This window comes from Moorena sp. (assembly GCF_982860115.1).
The window spans coordinates 1-17,152 of record NZ_CEYLVT010000102.1 but is presented as its reverse complement, the minus strand read 5'-3'; the positions used below and the strand labels follow the sequence as shown (position 1 = coordinate 17,152).

Sequence of the window (17,152 nt, the reverse complement as noted above, 5' to 3'; positions counted from 1 at the left end):
GCGATGCAGCTTCGGAACAGGGGGTTTCCCCCACTCGCGCTTGGGATCAAGACAATGATGATTTTTAGCGATGCAGCTTCGGAACAGGGGGTTTCCCCCACTCGCGCTTGGGATCAAGACAACGACAAATTAAGTATATTGTCTTGATGCAATAGCGAGTGGGGGAAACCCCCCCATGAAGGCGCTGCATCGCTTGTCTGTACCCCCACACCCCACACCCCACAACCCACACCCCACACCTGAGGTGTTTGTTAAAAACCTACCCCTGTGGGCTATGGGTCACACCCCCCTCTACTAGTTTAAGTTGGATCATTGGAGCTTGAGAGACTGTTTGTTAAACTTTACTTAGCAGTCTCTGATTATTCAATGTTCAAATACATCTCGATAGTGCAACAAATCGAGAGATACCATAGTCGGTAACGCTTCAAAGCACTGTTGAGCTAATTCCCAGCGGTCTTCCCGTTCCAGCATATTGATCAGTTTTTGCCGCACATTTAACAAGTAGCGTACATCATTAGCAGCGTATTCCAACTGCTGATCAGACAGGTTAGCAACATTACCCCAGTCAGAACTCTGAGCACTTTTATCCAAATCTATCCGTTCTAGCTCTTTGACCAACTCTTTGAGACCATGGCTACTAGTATAGGTGCGGGCTAATTTACTAGCAATCTTGGTGCAGAATACAGGATTAACTTCAATACCGAGATTTTGCCTGAGCATAGCGACATCAAACCGAGCAAAGTGAAATACTTTCAGCACATTAGTCGCTTCTAACAACTGTTTTAATCGGGGTGCTTCAGTTTGTCCTTTGTCAATGCGGACAAAGGTGACTCGTCCTTGTGGATCACACAGCTGTACAAGACATAAGCGATCGCGTTGGTAAATCAGTCCCATGGTTTCGGTATCCACCGCGAGGGAATCTGCTTTTAGATACTCTTGGCATATAGATTCGGTTAAATCGCGATCGCAAACTTGAAAATCCTTCAATTCTTCGATTACAGTTGTGTTGGTCATTGGTTAAAAGGTTATAGGTTGTAGTTTCTAGAAGCTTGTTGGATGGGATAGTGTTTGATGCGATAGTTTTGATGGGATAGTCTTTGATGGGATAGTCTTTGATGGGAATAACTCCCAGGATTTGGTTTATTCGATGCTCCTATGGGGTACCCTTTCTGTTCCCATGATCAGAACGTCTGGGGCACAGTTTTTCGTGAAGATGAGAGTAACCACTGAGAGTAACCACTACCGGTAGTGTTAGTTAGCAGTGTTAGTTAGCAGTGTTAGTTAGTAGTGTTAGTTATCGCTGTAAAGCGATGTTATAGCACCATAACTACCAACTAAATCACAGTGGTTAGTAGAGTTAAGAACCCTTGATAAAAACTTGGGTTAATTCCACAGTAAAGATCAGCATTCCCAAACTAATCTTGACCAATGGTGTTGGCATGAGCAGGCTGGCTAAAAGCTGGGCTCTAATTTCTAGGAATTACTGTATCGTAGTTTACAATTTACCTTTGACAGTCCACATTTCCTATGTATTTTTTATTTTCTTAATCTTTCGAGGTCTGAGCTGACATAAATTTAGCAACAGTTTGCACATCCTTATCACCCCGACCGGAACAGTTAATCACGATCTGGGGATTACCACTGAGTTGGGGACACAGAGTTTCGAGATATGCGATCGCATGAGATGTTTCCAGTGCCGGTATAATTCCCTCCAGCTCAGACAACCGTTGAAACGCAGCCACGGCTTCTTGGTCTGTAACACTATAATACTCTGCCCGACTGCTATCCTTCAAATAGCTATGCTCAGGACCGACACCAGGATAGTCCAAGCCAGCACTAATCGAGTGAGCTTCGATCACCTGACCATCCTGATCTTGGAGTAAATAACTCATTGCCCCGTGCAACACTCCTGGTCGTCCCAGAGTGAGGGTAGCCGCATGTTTAGCAGAATTTACACCAGCGCCTGCTGCTTCCACGCCAATCAACCGCACAGTAGGTTCATTAACAAACTCATGGAACAGACCCATGGCATTGGAGCCACCCCCAACACAAGCTAACAATATATCCGGCAAACCGCCCCATTTTTCCAAGCATTGAGCCCTAGTTTCCTGGCCAATCACAGCATGGAAATCCCGTACCATTTTTGGGTAAGGATGAGGACCTGCCACTGACCCAAGGATATAGTGAGTGGTTTCCACATTTGTCACCCAATCTCGAATCGCTTCCGAGGTAGCATCCTTGAGAGTACCCGTCCCAGCGGATACCGGTTGCACCGTTGCTCCCAGTAGGCGCATCCGAAACACATTCAGGGATTGCCGTTCCATGTCCTCAACGCCCATATAAATGACGCATTCGAGACCAAATCGAGCACATACTGTTGCGGTAGCCACACCATGCTGACCCGCTCCCGTTTCAGCAATGATGCGCCCCTTACCCATGCGCTGGGCTAGCAATACCTGAGCCAGAGCATTATTTATTTTGTGAGCACCGGTGTGATTTAAATCTTCCCGTTTTAGATAAATCCGTGGTCCACTACCATCAGATTTGGTATAGTAGTTACTCAGACGTTCAGCAAAATACAGAGGACTAGGACGTCCCACATAGTCTCGCAGCAGTTGTTGTAGTTCCTGTTGGAAATCCGGGTCATTACGGTATTGCTCAAAAGACTGCTCTAGTTCACTCAGAGCAGGCATCAGGGTTTCTGGAACATATTTACCACCAAATTTCCCAAAACGTCCCAAAGCGTCCGGTTGTTGGGTGTGGTGATCCCTATGGTCACCGATACTAAGGGGTAGGGGGGTTTTAGTCACAGCGGTGTCAAGCAATTATAGAACGAACATCTCGACTATTTATTATAAAACCCAAAATCCTTTACCACCAGTCCTATAGCATTTTGTATCAACATTAACAATTATTTTTGAGCTAATGTAGAAAAGTAATGACCATAATTACCAAGCCGGTGCGTTAGCAGCTTACCATGAATGAACCAACTGATCAACAAATAAACAATCACTCCAATCCCGTAGAGACAGATGTTCAGCCAAAGGTCAGTGTCGAAGAATTCAGTATTAGTGGTAATGACCTGATTGACAAAGTTAAAGACCTAATTAATCAGGGGAATATTCGCCGAATTATGATCAAAAATGACCAGGATCGGATTTTGTTGGAGATTCCGCTAACTTTTGGCGTATTAGGAGGATTTACTGCTATTTTCTTGGCTCCTTGGTTACTCCCCCTCGGAGCGATCGGGGCATTGGCGGCTCGATTGAAAGTAGTGGTAGAACGAAAGGAATAGTGGTCTAGATATCGACGATATCTACCCTAACGCCTAAATAGGTATGGGGCATAATACACAAAGATTGCCCGCGATCGCTAAAGATATACTTAAGATATACTTAAGATATACCTTGAGCGGTCAATTTTGATTTATGAGCTTTTAGTGATCAGCAGTCAGCCAAAAGCCTAGAAGTCACTCTGGACAAGTAAACTAATTATGCCAGTGTGACTTATATAATCATGGGTTTCTTGCTCAGTCGCTGGGCGGTTGCGAGTGGCACCGATGTAATGAACTGGTGACTTGACCAAAGCAACCTGAGCAAAACTGGCTAATCCTAGCTTCAAGCCGACTCTGAAAACTATCAGTTAAGTTAATGATTCAATAGTCTCCGGGACTGGATAAGTGATTGGTATCACTTGGTTTGACCAGGGGCTGGTAAAGGACAGCAATTGACATCATTCAAGCAAACTTTGCCCCACAATAAGGCCCAACGAACCAAACCAACCCGGTTATCAGTGGAGGTTTTGGTCAGAATGTTACTGATATGATTATCAACAGTGCGCTTACTGATTGCCAGCTCCTGAGCAATCTCGAGATTGGTTAAACCAGCCGCTACATGTTCGATGATTTGCACTTCCCGCTGAGATAGAGTTGCGGTAGTCTGGGATTTACCACTAGCCATAAGTAATTTTTCTCTAGTAGATATACCTATCTTATCTAATTTTACCGCCAACGGTGAACCGCTTCACGATATCTGCTATGGGTGAATGAATAGATTATCAGTAAACCGGACAAATAGGAATTCCGGAAAGGGGAGTGGGAGGAGTGTGGGAAGTGTGGGAAGTGTGGGAACTAGTCGAAACTTGTGAAATTCACATCAATGGAGAGCCACTAATGGAAGGTCTTAGTGATTTTATTAATCAGAGAATGGAAGAGTGGAAAGTCCCAGGGCTGGCAGTCGCTATTGTTCACGATAGCGAGATCATCTTTTGTGAGGGCTTTGGTTTTAGGGATGTAAAAAAAGGCATAAAAGTAACCTCTCAAACCATCTTTGCGATTGGGTCTTGCACTAAAGCCTTTACCACAATGGCTATGGGCATCTTGGCTGAGCGAGGAAAATTAGATTGGGATAAACCAGTTAGACATTATCTGCCCACGTTTAAATTATACGATTCCTATGCTAGTGAACACATGACTCTCCGTGACCTAGTCACTCATCGTTCTGGCTTACCCCGTCACGATGCTATCTGGTATAACAGTTCTTTGACTCGTAAAGAAATAGTTGAGCGCTTACAGTATCTCGAACCTAATCATGAATTGCGGAGTGTCTATCAGTATCAAAATTTGATGTACATGACGGCTGGCTACTTAGTCGGTGAAATTTCTGAGAGCAGCTGGGAAGAATTTGTTCAGCAGGAAATTTTTAATCCCTTGTCGATGGGAGACAGCAATTTTTCCGTTGTAAAATCCCAGGATACTGAGAATTTTTCCCTTCCTTATCGAGAGAAAGATGACGTAGTTAAAGCCATCCCATTTCGCAATATCGACACTATTGGTCCTGCTGGCTCTATTAATTCCAATGTTACTGATATGGCGAAGTGGCTTCTACTCCATCAAAACCAGGGAAACTATGAGGATAAGCAGATTATCAACCCTGGTATTTTGACTCAGATGTATACGCCACAAATCGTGATGCCGTCATCCCTTAAATATCCGGAAATCTGGCATTCCTCTTATGGATTAGGATGGAACCTCACTGCCTACCGAGGTCATAATCACGTTCAGCATGGGGGTGGTATTGACGGATTTTCTGCCCTAACAACGTTGATGCCTCAAGATAAAATTGGTGTGGTAGTTCTCACCAATCTCGAAAGAACCCCATTGCCAAGTATTATCACTTATCACATTTGCGATCGCTTACTCGGTCTCGACGAAGTTCCTTGGAATGAAAGGATTAAGAGTAAGGTTGAGGAAGCTAAACAAGCGGCTGTTCAAGGCAAACAAAACACCCAAGCACAGCGTAAAACTGACACTCAACCCTCACATCCCCTAGAAGATTACACAGGAGATTTTGAGCATCCCGGATACGGAATAGTTTCCATTGCGATCAAAGACCAGCAGTTAACGGCAACTCATAATTCAATTGTTTATGAACTAAAGCACTACCACTATGATAGTTTTGAATTACTATCAGAAATGCTTGAGGATTATTTTCAACTATTATCTTTCTTTAATGACCCCAAAGGAACTATTCAGAGACTGTCCATACCTCTAGAACCGAAGGTGAAGGATATTGTATTTGAACGGATGCCTGACCAGAGCATGTTAACGACTAGTTTTATGGAAAAATTTGTGGGTGACTATGACTTTTCTGGTCAATCCCTGACTATCTTGATCAAAGATAATAAACTAGTTGTGTCATTAGCTGGTCAGCCAGAGATAGAGTTAGTTCCTTACCAAGGAACCGAATTTTATTTTAAGGATTTACCAGGATATAGTATTAACTTCACTACCGATAATGCTGGGGTGGTGACTCAAGCAGTGATTACTCAACCCAATGGGGTATTCACGGCTAATAAAAAAGTGTCTACCTAAGCTATAGCAATTCTCTTCATTTTAAGGCAAAAGGCAAAAGACAAAAGGCAACAGGCAATAGGCAACAGGCAATAGGCAACAGTAAAGAGGGAGTTAGCGTCAAAAAAGACTTTACCTCATAAGTGCGACAAACGCTATAGTTGAGAAATGCTATAGCCTTTCTCATAGTAATGAGGTACACAGGATTTTTTCCCTCTTGCCTCTTGCCTTCCCCTCCTGGGAGGGGTTAGGGGTGGGTCTAGCATGCCTATTGCCTATTGCCTCTTGCCTGTTCCCTGATGACTAATTTCTTGAATTCAAACCTTCCATCTACTCAACCCCTATCCAAGGTAATTGCTAATCACATTGCTACAGCACCCAAGCAGCGAATTACCTTTGCCCAGTACATGGACTTAGCACTATACCATCCACAGCTAGGTTACTACGCCAGTGGTGCAGTTAACATTGGTTCATCAGGAGACTTTTTTACCTCACCCCACCTAGGAAAAGACTTCGGGGAATTACTTGCTGAACAGTTTGCCCAAATGTGGGATATCCTCGAACAACCATTACCCTTTACCCTGATGGAAATGGGAGCAGGACAGGGACTCCTAGCAGCAGATGTTCTAGTTTACTTGCACCAGCACTACCCAGATTGCTATGGTGCGGTAAATTACATCATTGTGGAAAAGGCAACAGCAATGATTGCTCAACAGAAGCAGCTGTTGTTGAAACTAAACCTACCTAGACTGCACAATCACCAGCACTCGTTACCTGTGCGGTGGTGTTCTTGGGAAGAAATAGAAGACAATTCCGTGACTGGTTGCTGTTTTTCTAACGAATTGGTTGATGCGTTACCGGTACATCAAGTTGTGCTGCAAGCAGGAGATATCAAAGAAATTTATATCGCAACAGTTGATCAGGATGGCGATGAAATTAAGTTTGTAGAAGTTTTAGATACCCCTTCTACACCGCAACTGAGAGAGTATTTTGATTGGGTAGGTATTAATTTGTTCTCTGGTTCCTATCCAGAGGGTTATCGCTCTGAGGTGAATCTCGCTGCACTGGATTGGATAAAAACGGTTGCGAAACGGTTAAACCAGGGGTTTCTCCTAACCATTGATTATGGCTATCCAGCCCAAAAGTATTATTTGCCAGCCCGTGATCAGGGAACATTACAGTGTTATTATCGCCACCGCCACCATAATAACCCCTATAGTTATATCGGCGAACAAGACATTACTGCTCATGTGGATTTTACTGCCTTAGAGCGACAAGGAGAGTTATGTGGTTTGAGCAAGGTAGGTTTCACCAAGCAAGGGTTGTTTCTAATGGCATTGGGATTAGGCGATCGCATAGCTGCCCTTTCTGATCCTAGAGAAATGGCAAATGCGAACGCAACAGCACAGGATGTGATCAAGATTATGCAGCGTCGCCAACAGTTACACCAGTTGATCGATCCCACCGGATTGGGTGGCTTTGGGGTTTTAATTCAAAGTAAGGGATTAACGCCATCAGCAGAACGGGTGGCTCTTAAAGGGTTAACCGTACCACCGATCAGCTAATAGGGCTGGGCGCGGGGAAATAGGAAAGACAGGGGAGTGTGGGAAGATGGGGAGATTTTTATTAAGGGTAATTCTCGGTTCTGATAGTAATCAGGTAAACAAGATTTTTTCCCGATTCCCGATTCCCGATTCCCAATTCCCGATTCCCTAAAATCCAAAATCCAAAATCCTATATATCACAAAAAATTCACACTTGTTTTAGATAGTGTATTTGTTGAATCTTGGCTAGAGGCGATTCATGCACCAATCGCCTCGTTCTTTATATTTAGGCTAGTTTTCAGTAAACTAATCCCACCGAGTAATCAGATTAGAAAATTTTTTCTGGATGAATAAACTGGTAACCTGCATCAATTATTTTTTTATTTGACACTCGGGCATTGTAAGGTCGGGCTTTAGTAACGGATGAATCCCAGGATACAGAGGGTAAGTTGTGCTGTTTAAATACTTTTTCAAGCAAGTCTTGATAAGTCAGTATTTGGTCATCTACTAGATTATAAATCCCTTGCAGTTGGTGAGAACGGACAAATTCTATCGCACCAACTATGTCATCTAGATGAATCCAATTGGTGACTTCTTGACCCGAACCCTCACGAGTAGTACCTGCGAATCGACCAAATATTTTGACTAGTTCCCGCTTCGGACCATAAATTCCTCCCAGACGCAGGATACAAACCTTCAGATTAGGATTGGATGCTGATAATAATACCTGCTCAGTTTCCGCCAGAATTTCATAATTGGGACTAGGGGGAGCAATTGGTGATGTTTCGTCTACCCAGCCTCCCTGTCGATCACCGTACACAGCATAGCTTCCCGTGTAAATTAGCTGTCGTACCGTAGGAGCGGTTTTGAGCACAGAAACTAAGGTGTGGGCTGTGTCTAAGTAGGCTTCTTGATAGACCTTACCATTGGCAGCACCTACAGACAGAAGAATAATCTCCTGGTTTTTCACTACCGATTCTAGACCAATAGGGTCATTTCCTTTAACCACAACGACTCGGTCAGCAATTGTTTCTAGTTCTCGGAGGCGCTCAGGGGTAGTAGTGGTTACTGTAGTGGATAACCTTAACTCTTGATGCCAAACGTCAGCAACTGCACTACCAACGTATCCACACCCAATGATTGCTACATTCATGGTTAGTATGTTTGAAAATTCGATTATTATAAAAAATCTTACCTTCGCGCAAGCTTACCCCCTTGGGTCTTTCCTTGAAAACTCCGTCTTTTTAAAACGGGGATTAAACGTGAGTGTATAGGGCGGTTTTAACCGCCGTGGATAGTTTTCTTGACATCTGGATATCATTGCGTTAAAATAATTCTGGATTACAAGAAAGTTTTAACAAGAGTAGGAAGGCCAAATTTAGCAAGTAACAAAAGTTACCAAGAAATTAGTTAATCAACTAATACAGTAATAAACCAACAAGTTAAACCAATAACTTAAAGCAATAATTTAAAAATAAGTTAAAAAAACAATAATTTATTCCCCAAATCCTTCGTCCGTAGAGTAAAGTGAAAAGTATCGGTACTGCGTAATCCTTGCCTAACAATTTGGTCAACTAGGTCGGCTTAGAAGCAAAAAACTAGTTAGCTATCAACAGCCGGATAAACAAGTTACAGCAGGGAATGCGGAAAACTGGGTCAATAAGACCTAAAACCCTTGGGAAGATTTGCCCTCTAGCTTGATTGGTATAAACCTTTCAGGTTATGGCGAGTCGATTAACCAAGAATCCCCCGTGGGAGCAATCCCTCCCACGGGGGAATGTCAAGATAGAAAAGTTTAGCTATCAGCAAGCCCCAGGTCTATATGGCTCGCTACACTCGTTCGATTAAAATAACTATTTCCCTTGATCGTCTTCTGCCGTTACTGATTGAGGTTCTAAAATCCTGCGATTTGGAAATTCTCTACGAGAGTGATGACTATATAATGGCAAGAGAGAGTCCGGGTAATATATCCTTTACCAAGCTCGTGACAGTGGACGTATTGATTGACAAATCGAAAGCCACTGCTCAACAAGTGCCCATCAATTTTGTCGTCAAAAATGAAGAGTTACCTCTACAGGTTAATAACCATTGTCGGCAAATTTTTGAGCTACTTCAGGAGGCAGTTAATAACAATCCCGATTGGCAAGTTGCGGAGGAGCTAGCTAGTTAACAACCTAGCTAGTTAACAATAGTTTTAAAAACATCTTCTCCATTGTAGGTCGCTACCAGCTGCATTTTTAAAGGACCAGCTGTGTAGGCAGTTTCTTGGGCAATAGCCTTGACATTAAGGGGTTGGCCATACTGCTCCAGCTGCTCAATAAAGTTGATTAGGGTGGTCAGCCGACCATCTCCAACTTGAATATCACCCAAAATCCCAGCGCGACGGGCACGGAACTCAGAGGCTGCCAATAACTGATCGAGGCGCTTGCGAATTTGTTCATTGGTCATAGTTGAGGGATTAGTGGAGATGGTAGCAAGGACATCACCCCCCTTAAAGACAAGCTGATTGAGGGCTGCATCTGCAAATACTTGTATTGGTTTTTCCCCCTCAACGTAGTTACCTGCTGAAAGAATTCGCACCACGTAGTCTCTACCATCTTGAATCTGCTGGACTAACTGATCCACTTGTGCTTGAGTAATTTGCACCAGTGGCTCTTGGAAATTACTGCTACTAGCACGGGTAATGTCTACGGCTGTCTTATTGGCTTGGCTCAACAGTTGATCAACGGCTTGATTTACCGCTGTTGGATCGACAATTCGTACTACTCCGGAAGTGAGTACCTGACCACGAATTAAAGCAACATTTCCCTGACGCAGTACTCGATAATTCTGATAGTACTGTTCTAGAATTGCTAGTTCCCGTTTTAAAAAAGCCAGTTGTTTTTCTTGTGATTCAAGTTGTTGATTACGTTCAGCAAGTTGACGCTCCTTTTGTTTAAGTTGTTGTTCAAGTTCTTTAAGTTCTTGTTCGAGTTGTTTTAGGAAAGTTTCACGCTGAGCAATGACTTGATCTCGTTCAGCAATTTTGCGGTCAAATTGTTTTATAGCTTGGTCTTTGTCAGCCAGCTCCTGATCCCGCTGTTGGATCGTTTGGTCTTGTTTGAGGATAGCTTGGTCTCGCTGCTGGATAGCTTGGTCTAGCTCCAGCATTTCCTGATCCCGTTTTTTCACCAATTCTTTTAATTGAGTGATTTGGCTCTGGAGTTGGGTAATTTGTTCATTGAGTTGATTCCGCTGTTGGATTAGCAGCTGACGTTCCCCTAGGAGTGACTTAATTTCAGTACGCAGCACCCCAACCTGAGCAGAGACATCTTTGAGTTGATTTTGAGCCTGTTGGAAATTTCGATTGGTTTCATCCAAACGCTTCTGAACCTCTATTTGCTCTGCTTTGGCCTCCTCTAACTTCTGCGCTACTCGATTTTTTTCATCCTCTAATTGGCTGACCTCCCGGCGAGCACTTCTAAGTTTTTTGAGGATATTATCAAGTTCAAAAATCCCATCCCGTAGAGACTCGCTGGTGGCAAACAAAATCCCCAAGGTCGAGGCGGAAATTAAGCCACCGGTGATAATTGTTACTACTGTGGCAGTAGTACGGGGACGTAGATTAAATAAACTCAGCCGTGCTTTTCCTACTCGTGTACCCATGCGATCGCCTAAGGTAGCGAGTAACCCCCCCAACACCAAAATTGAGGCTATCAGGATATAAGCGCTGGTCATCTAAAGCCTCACGGGACAGTGGAAACTACTATTATTTATGTGGTTATTTATTATGTGGTTATTTATATGGTTGATAAAACGCGAGGATGCGATTTTAACTGCTGTCAAAGTACTACAATAATAGTTATACAAAAAAAATCTTTTGGTTGGCTGGTACTCCCAATGGTGGGAGCTTCCACTGAAAAGACAATCAATCGAAATGATTGATTGGCTACAGCCACCTAGTCTAGTTTTAGCCCCTACAAGCAAAGGCTTTAAGGCTAGTGAATCAAACCACATACTTACAAACCATATACTTAAAGGTAACCTCAACCCCCACCACCGTAAGAGATTAGGGGTAATTGGCACTACCTGATGGACTGCAAGCCTATTGGTGTTAGGGTAGGTTAGGTTGATGTGATTGTTTCGAGCAATGGCTAACATTTGTTAGTTAACTCCTCCGAAGAATCTGCGCCTATGCAAGAGCGCAGAGTTTCAATACTCCATTGTTGTCTATCCAGATACAGCCTATCTCATAGGTGTAGAGAATTATATTTGTTTACGGAAACGATTTATCGACTTCCAGCACCAGCAGTAGGGCGTGGGGAGTAACCCATACACTAACAAATCATCCCTAGTTTGTACAAAGCGCGCTCCAAACAATAGACCTGGTAGTTTTTAGTTATCAAACTAACCTTGAAATCTCTAAAATGTTTATAGAATTCGTAGCAAAGATTTTTGTTTAAAATTTTTGTTGAAAGAATTATTTCCTTGGGCTGTAACGCTTATAATATGCTACACTCTAAAAGTCTTTGCATTAATGAATTATACCACGCCTCACACCCTACCCGAGATAACCACACGATACCGGATACAGACCGATGATTACTCCAGATGAATGCCATACAGACGGGTAGGTGTCCCATCTGGGCATCTAGATTCCATTTGATTTTACTATAGGCTATCCACTCTCCCCTGACTCTCCAACCGATGCGTTCACCTAGCCTAACGCAGTCTCCTCCGGCCTCTTGATAAATAGACTGCTGAACACTAAGCCCAAAGTGTCCTTGGCTGTATCTTACCCAAAGCTGGTCAATGGTCAGCAGGTCAGCACAGGGAAATGTTTTGAGGGACTCTACATCTAGCCATTTTTCAGCTTCTCGACCTGCTGCTTCCAATAGTACCCTGGCTGTCTCTAGGTCGGCTTCTTTCCACTTGCCTGCTGCTAGTACGTCTCGCAGTTTAGTGTAGTCTACTCCTTTTTCTGAATGCAGTTTGAGTTCAGATTCATAGTGATGTCGTGTCATAGGTTTGCGCCATGATGATGGGAGTTGATCAGCAAAGATATAGTAAAGATCTAGTTTTGGCTTCTCTGTCAGGTGTGGGGTACACCCATCAACCATAGCATTGCCCCAAGAGTCAACTAGCAGACACTGACCCCTAGTGGTAATTCAAAATTCAAACTTCAAACTTCAAAATAAAGAAAATCAGTTCGCGCAGCGTGGCCTACGGCCTTAATTTTGAATTAATTAATTCTGGGTACAAGCCCCCACTGAATTTTCGCAACTTGGTCTTCAATCAGTGGCGGGTACAAGCCCCCACTGATTGTCATTTTGAATTAATAATTTTTAATTTTGAATTGGAGCGTTCGCACCTCAAGTAGTGGCGACCTAGGAGCATCCCGTAGCGTGGCCTACGGCCAATCGCATCTTTACAGATGTTCCTTGTCGTGCTTCAATGTATAGCCTGTGGTTATGGAGTGTAACAGGAAACCCGCCAGAAGCGATGCAGCGCGGTCTTGGGGAGCCAGTGCCGCCAAAGGGGGTTTCCCCCATGAGCAACTGGCGTGGTTCCCCCCATGAGCGACTGCATCAAGACAAAGCCTTAGGGGTAACACCCCTCATTCAATTTCACTACCAGTATCCGAAAATTACTGGTAGTCTAATTTAATGAACATCAGACCTGCTCCCGTTTAGTTGCTCCATTTCTGTTGACGGTTGACACACAATAATCAACTGTAAAGTGTCAACACAAGGTGTCAACACCTTGTGTCAACACAAGGTGTCAACACAAGGTGTCAACAAAACCAAGTTTCACCGAATCGTGCAGGTAAAATGTGGCTCAAAGGGTTTTTAATGCAAATTCTTACGTTGGAGCAAACCTATAAATTATGGCACCTGTATGGCCCCTACAGACGGTCGTGTTTCAAATTCTCTTCCTGCTGGTGGTAATTGCGGTGGAAGGGATAGTCTTACAACGAGGGCTAAAACTCAACCGCAAAACCAGCATGCAGCAAGCAGCGTCGATTAATCTACTTTCCACCATTGTAGGTTGGTGGTGTTTTTTTGCCCTTCACGACCAACTCCCTACGGGATTTCAAGGTCAGATGATTAGTTATATCTTTTTCGATCACTTTTCAGAGGATAAGCCAGACAATTTTTATGCTCTTATCGCTATCAGTGTGATCGCAATTTTCTTTATTTCCTTTATTATTAAGCTGGCAGGGCTGAGGTTACTCAAAATCTTTTTAGAACTAGCTGAAGATCAAGGAACTGCTTCCAAATCGGCTTCTGATGAGGAAAAGTCATTATCCTTTAGGCGCTCTGGTCAGAGAGGATCGGGTGGGGAAAATCGAGCTATGGTCGTCCTCATTGCTAATTCCTGTAGCTATAGCGCTATCTTACTACTTTTGTTTCTGCGTTTCCTTTATGTCAACCCCATTAGTGGATAACTAGCGTCGTGAAATTTTTCACATCCTTCTTTGAATTTGTCATTGGCTTAGCGGTGGTAGACTGGGTGGTAAAGGTACTGAAACCTCCCAAGGCATTTTCCTGGCAGGCTATAATGTGGCTAACTGTGTTTTCTTATGTAATGGCAGGGTTAGCCACTGGATTTGTACAACGGCTGATAGCAAGCTGTGGTGGTATTTTATTTATTTTATTTGTCTACTGGGTAACGGCAGCGGCGGCTAAGCTAAGAATTGCCAAGAAGAAAAAAAATGCCAAGACAGGCTTGCCCCTAGGTCCCTGGATTACTGGCGCATTAACTAGTATTTATCTATTCGGCATCAATTTAAACCTTGGAGAATACCAGCTCGGAATTGATGGGATCAGTACCTATTTATTGGGCATAGACTCAGGAGAGGTATCATCCTTGGCGTTCATTAGTTGGCCATTGATATCAGCCGCAATTGCGAGTTTACCCTATATTTTAGCAGTAAAATTTAAGGTTAAAAAACCGTCTCCAGCAGAACGTCAATATCTAGTTATCTTATTCGGTAGCCAGCTCCTGATTAGCTGCTGGATACAGTTTTATTTCGTGATTCAAAACTGGCTAGTGCAATATCCTAGCTTACTGAGTGATGATTTTATCCATAGTTCCTTTGTATGGAAATTGCCCTCTGCCCAAGTCACTATGGTATCTAGAGGTGTATCGATATTAGAGGGGATGGAAGTTCAATTGAAAGAAGAGTTGAATGAAAAATCTTGGTCAGAGGTTGAGAAATCCCTGCTTAAAGTAAATCACCAAAAGTTGCTGAAGGGGATTGAATATCAAGCTAAGCAAAGCTCACCGGTTGCTGAAGATCCTCTATGGAAAGTGACCTATAAGTTTTCATCCAGGGAGTCTGGGTCTGACTATAACTTAGACTTACAGGCTAATTGGAACGGCCCCCGTTCAAACCCTGACACCAAACCTGACTATTATTCCTTCACCAAGTCTTGTCGAATTAAGCAGGTGGATGGGCTATCCGGGTTAGGTTCTCAACCAATTGGTAATGTGGCATGCCAACCCTCTAGGGCAGGGGAAATTGAGGTGTTTGCTGACCAAGGAAAACGGTAAAAAATCAAATGAAAAAGACTTGCTCGCATCTAGTCAAATAGCAAATAGCAAGTAGCAAATAACAAATAACAAATAGGAAATAGTAAATACTAAATACCAATTATCAAATACCAAATGACCAATGACCAATGAGGAACAATAAATTCCCATTCGTGCTATCAGTGAACTCGGGAAGTGTAGCAGGAGGATACTATCAGCCCTCCCGTAATATCAAAGTAGCTGAATCGGGAGGAGCTTACCAATTACCGCTACCCTTTGACACTCACTCACCAAAGGGATGTCCTAGGATACCAGCGGATATTCAGTTGCGGCAGTATCAGCGGCAAGCGGTGGCGAATTGGTTTGCCCATCGGGGACGAGGAACCCTGAAAATGGCAACGGGTAGTGGTAAAACGATTACTGCTTTAGCGATCGCAACGGAACTGTATCAAAAAATCGGCTTACAGGTGTTGCTGGTGGTTTGCCCTTACCGTCACTTGGTTACTCAGTGGGCAAGAGAATGCGAACACTTTAATCTCGAACCGATCTTAGCCTTCGAGAGTGTCTACAGTTGGCAAAGTAAACTGTCTGCCCAGCTATACAACCTCCAGGTTGGGAAACAATCGTTTATTACCATAATCACTACCAATTCTACCCTGATTAAGGAAGGTTTCCAGTCTCAGCTGAAGTATTTTCCTGAAAAAACCCTGATAGTGGGAGATGAAGCCCATAATTTGGGGACTACCCGCATCGAAAAGAGTTTACCCCGTAACATTGGACTGCGCCTTGGTCTGTCAGCTACACCGGAACGGTATTTTGATGAAGCTGGTACAGAAGCGTTGTTTGACTATTTTGGTTCAGTATTACAACCAGAACTGACTTTAGCCGATGCGATTCGCCAAGGAGCGCTAGTGCGTTACCTATACTATCCGGTGTTCGTGGAATTAACAGAAGCGGAAAATATTGCCTATGCTAAATTAACGCAACGGATTGGTTGGGCATTAGGGGAAGCAGACGATATAGAAAATGACCCTACGTTAACATCGTTATTGATGCAACGAGCTAGGTTAGTTGGGGCGGCTGCTAACAAGTTAAGGGCGTTGCAGCGGTTAATGGCTAAGCGTCTCAATACCTACCATACCTTATTTTATTGTGGGGATGGTTCGATAGATGGGCAAGTGAGTAATGAAAGCAAGCGTCAGTTAGCAGCAGTAACCCAGTTACTAGGTTCTCAACTGGGGTATCGGGTCAACACGTACACTGCTCAGACACCGTTGGCAGAACGGGAGGAATTACGTCGTCAATTTGAGCGGGGGGAGTTGCAGGGGTTAGTCGCAATTCGATGTTTGGATGAAGGGGTGGATATTCCATCCATTGAAACTGCGGTAATTCTGGCAAGTAGTAGCAATCCCCGCCAATTTATTCAGCGGCGGGGGCGAGTGTTGCGACCGCACCCAGGTAAGGAACGGGCAACGTTATTTGACATGATTGTTTTGCCCCCAGATTTGGGACGGGAAACTTGGGAAGTGGAACGGAGTTTGTTGAAAAAGGAGTTGAAGCGATTTTTGGAGTTTGCTGAGTTGGCCGATAATGCTGGGGAGGCCAGGGTAAAATTGCTGGAAATTCAGCAGCGCTATGGAGTGCCAGATTGCTAATTGCCAAGAATGCGATTGGCCGTAGGCCACGCTACAGGAACACATTTCCTGACAGACCTGACACTCCAGGTTTGCTAAGAGACCAGTTTTTCTGGCCTCCCATGATTTTTGATCAAAAAAACGGTGGCAGTGTCACCGATTACGACAATGAACGATTGTCAATCTTCCGGTTCAAAATCTTCTTTGCTGACTCCACAAACCGGACATACCCAGTCATCTGGAATATCTTCAAAAGGTGTTCCCGGCGCAATGCCGCTATCTGGATCCCCTACTTCTGGGTCATAGACATAGCCGCAAGTGGTACAGACATATTTCTTCATGGATATTGTCCTAAATTAGTGTTCTTCTCTCATCAGTCTGATCATATCGTGTCCCGTTGTTTCGGTAGTGTTATTTGTTATTGTTTTTTTATTAAATTAATTCCATGATTGCCATGGAACTGAGTAGCCAAGTAGTTCTTCTAATGCTGTAATTTCCTGTTTATAATACTTAGTAAGAGCATTTTTGATAGTTGGTGAAATCGACACCTTTTCCTGAGGGGGCGACGAAATAATCTAAAACGCAGACTCTATAAGTAATCTAGCCCT

16 protein-coding genes are annotated in these 17,152 nt (G+C 43.6%); 8 read left to right on the top strand and 8 right to left on the bottom strand.

Translation table 11 applies throughout. From position 1 onward, the window contains the following. Window positions 1–363 precede the first annotated feature (363 nt). Window positions 364–1,014, bottom strand: a complete 651-nt coding sequence (locus AC4II3_RS17975; protein WP_488013692.1) for a ribonuclease H-like domain-containing protein — start codon at window positions 1,012–1,014, stop codon at window positions 364–366. A gap of 530 nt (window positions 1,015–1,544) precedes the next feature. Next, the gene (gene trpB, locus AC4II3_RS17970) at window positions 1,545–2,810 is read right to left on the bottom strand and encodes a tryptophan synthase subunit beta (RefSeq protein WP_488013690.1); all 1,266 of its coding nucleotides are present in this window, start codon (window positions 2,808–2,810) and stop codon (window positions 1,545–1,547) included. 167 nt (window positions 2,811–2,977) lie between these two features. On the opposite strand from trpB, the gene AC4II3_RS17965 reads away from it, so the two are divergent. Then, entirely contained in the window at window positions 2,978–3,295 is a 318-nt protein-coding gene (locus AC4II3_RS17965; protein WP_488013688.1) for a DUF4342 domain-containing protein, read from the top strand. Window positions 3,296–3,689: 394 nt separating this feature from the next. On the opposite strand, the gene pedR is transcribed toward AC4II3_RS17965, so the two are convergent. Beyond that, window positions 3,690–3,959, bottom strand: coding sequence for a photosynthetic electron transport-dependent transcriptional regulator PedR (gene pedR / locus AC4II3_RS17960; RefSeq protein WP_488013686.1), 270 nt, complete (start codon window positions 3,957–3,959; stop codon window positions 3,690–3,692). A gap of 134 nt (window positions 3,960–4,093) precedes the next feature. Here pedR and AC4II3_RS17955 point away from each other — a divergent pair, with 134 nt between their 5' ends. Beyond that, window positions 4,094–5,872, top strand: coding sequence for a serine hydrolase (locus AC4II3_RS17955; protein WP_488013684.1), 1,779 nt, complete (start codon window positions 4,094–4,096; stop codon window positions 5,870–5,872). Between the two features lie 16 nt (window positions 5,873–5,888). Here the strand turns inward: AC4II3_RS17955 and AC4II3_RS17950 are convergent, their stop codons facing one another. After that, window positions 5,889–6,053 carry a hypothetical protein gene (locus AC4II3_RS17950; protein ID WP_488013682.1) on the bottom strand — a complete coding sequence of 55 codons (165 nt, stop codon included), beginning with the start codon at window positions 6,051–6,053 and terminating at the stop codon, window positions 5,889–5,891. A gap of 97 nt (window positions 6,054–6,150) precedes the next feature. Between AC4II3_RS17950 and AC4II3_RS17945 the strand changes: the two genes are divergently transcribed. Then, window positions 6,151–7,416: a class I SAM-dependent methyltransferase gene (locus AC4II3_RS17945; RefSeq protein WP_488013680.1), complete on the top strand. Its 1,266-nt coding sequence runs from the start codon at window positions 6,151–6,153 to the stop codon at window positions 7,414–7,416. A 307-nt stretch (window positions 7,417–7,723) separates the two neighbouring features. Here the strand turns inward: AC4II3_RS17945 and AC4II3_RS17940 are convergent, their stop codons facing one another. Next, complete coding sequence (locus tag AC4II3_RS17940) at window positions 7,724–8,548, bottom strand: NAD-dependent epimerase/dehydratase family protein (protein WP_488013678.1); 825 nt, start codon at window positions 8,546–8,548, stop codon at window positions 7,724–7,726. 669 nt (window positions 8,549–9,217) lie between these two features. Here AC4II3_RS17940 and AC4II3_RS17935 point away from each other — a divergent pair. Then, window positions 9,218–9,565, top strand: coding sequence for a hypothetical protein (locus AC4II3_RS17935; RefSeq protein WP_488013676.1), 348 nt, complete (start codon window positions 9,218–9,220; stop codon window positions 9,563–9,565). 8 nt (window positions 9,566–9,573) lie between these two features. On the opposite strand, the gene AC4II3_RS17930 is transcribed toward AC4II3_RS17935, so the two are convergent. Together AC4II3_RS17930 and AC4II3_RS17925 are read right to left on the bottom strand one after the other, a co-directional pair. Further along, window positions 9,574–11,112, bottom strand: a complete 1,539-nt coding sequence (locus AC4II3_RS17930; RefSeq protein WP_488013674.1) for a DUF3084 family protein — start codon at window positions 11,110–11,112, stop codon at window positions 9,574–9,576. A gap of 764 nt (window positions 11,113–11,876) precedes the next feature. Beyond that, complete coding sequence (locus tag AC4II3_RS17925) at window positions 11,877–12,494, bottom strand: GUN4 domain-containing protein (protein ID WP_490722854.1); 618 nt, start codon at window positions 12,492–12,494, stop codon at window positions 11,877–11,879. Window positions 12,495–12,828: 334 nt separating this feature from the next. Between AC4II3_RS17925 and AC4II3_RS17920 the strand changes: the two genes are divergently transcribed. The 4 genes from AC4II3_RS17920 to AC4II3_RS17905 all read left to right on the top strand — a co-directional run bounded on the left by AC4II3_RS17920 (window position 12,829) and on the right by AC4II3_RS17905 (window position 16,565). Continuing rightward, window positions 12,829–13,041: a hypothetical protein gene (locus AC4II3_RS17920; RefSeq protein WP_488016239.1), complete on the top strand. Its 213-nt coding sequence runs from the start codon at window positions 12,829–12,831 to the stop codon at window positions 13,039–13,041. A 220-nt stretch (window positions 13,042–13,261) separates the two neighbouring features. After that, window positions 13,262–13,822: a filament integrity protein FraC gene (gene fraC, locus AC4II3_RS17915; RefSeq protein WP_488016241.1), complete on the top strand. Its 561-nt coding sequence runs from the start codon at window positions 13,262–13,264 to the stop codon at window positions 13,820–13,822. An 8-nt stretch (window positions 13,823–13,830) separates the two neighbouring features. Further along, complete coding sequence (locus AC4II3_RS17910) at window positions 13,831–14,931, top strand: DUF5357 family protein (protein ID WP_488016243.1); 1,101 nt, start codon at window positions 13,831–13,833, stop codon at window positions 14,929–14,931. Between the two features lie 128 nt (window positions 14,932–15,059). Further along, window positions 15,060–16,565 (top strand): DNA phosphorothioation system restriction enzyme, encoded by a 1,506-nt coding sequence (locus AC4II3_RS17905; protein ID WP_488016245.1) that lies wholly within the window; start codon window positions 15,060–15,062, stop codon window positions 16,563–16,565. Window positions 16,566–16,723: 158 nt separating this feature from the next. Here the strand turns inward: AC4II3_RS17905 and rd are convergent, their stop codons facing one another. Further along, the gene (gene rd / locus AC4II3_RS17900) at window positions 16,724–16,885 is read right to left on the bottom strand and encodes a rubredoxin (protein WP_488016247.1); all 162 of its coding nucleotides are present in this window, start codon (window positions 16,883–16,885) and stop codon (window positions 16,724–16,726) included. Between the last annotated feature and the right edge of the window lie 267 nt (window positions 16,886–17,152).

Bases quoted from the DNA above. Each gene is read 5' to 3' on its own strand.
- AC4II3_RS17975 (WP_488013692.1), bottom strand. From the start codon at position 1,014: ATGACCAACACAACTGTAATCGAAGAATTGAAGGATTTTCAAGTTTGC.
- AC4II3_RS17965 (WP_488013688.1), top strand. From the start codon at position 2,978: ATGAATGAACCAACTGATCAACAAATAAACAATCACTCCAATCCCGTA.
- pedR (WP_488013686.1), bottom strand. From the start codon at position 3,959: ATGGCTAGTGGTAAATCCCAGACTACCGCAACTCTATCTCAGCGGGAA.
- AC4II3_RS17945 (WP_488013680.1), top strand. From the start codon at position 6,151: ATGACTAATTTCTTGAATTCAAACCTTCCATCTACTCAACCCCTATCC.
- AC4II3_RS17940 (WP_488013678.1), bottom strand. From the start codon at position 8,548: ATGAATGTAGCAATCATTGGGTGTGGATACGTTGGTAGTGCAGTTGCT.
- AC4II3_RS17935 (WP_488013676.1), top strand. From the start codon at position 9,218: ATGGCTCGCTACACTCGTTCGATTAAAATAACTATTTCCCTTGATCGT.
- AC4II3_RS17930 (WP_488013674.1), bottom strand. From the start codon at position 11,112: ATGACCAGCGCTTATATCCTGATAGCCTCAATTTTGGTGTTGGGGGGG.
- AC4II3_RS17925 (WP_490722854.1), bottom strand. From the start codon at position 12,494: ATGGTTGATGGGTGTACCCCACACCTGACAGAGAAGCCAAAACTAGAT.
- AC4II3_RS17920 (WP_488016239.1), top strand. From the start codon at position 12,829: ATGTATAGCCTGTGGTTATGGAGTGTAACAGGAAACCCGCCAGAAGCG.
- fraC (WP_488016241.1), top strand. From the start codon at position 13,262: ATGGCACCTGTATGGCCCCTACAGACGGTCGTGTTTCAAATTCTCTTC.
- AC4II3_RS17905 (WP_488016245.1), top strand. From the start codon at position 15,060: ATGAGGAACAATAAATTCCCATTCGTGCTATCAGTGAACTCGGGAAGT.
- rd (WP_488016247.1), bottom strand. From the start codon at position 16,885: ATGAAGAAATATGTCTGTACCACTTGCGGCTATGTCTATGACCCAGAA.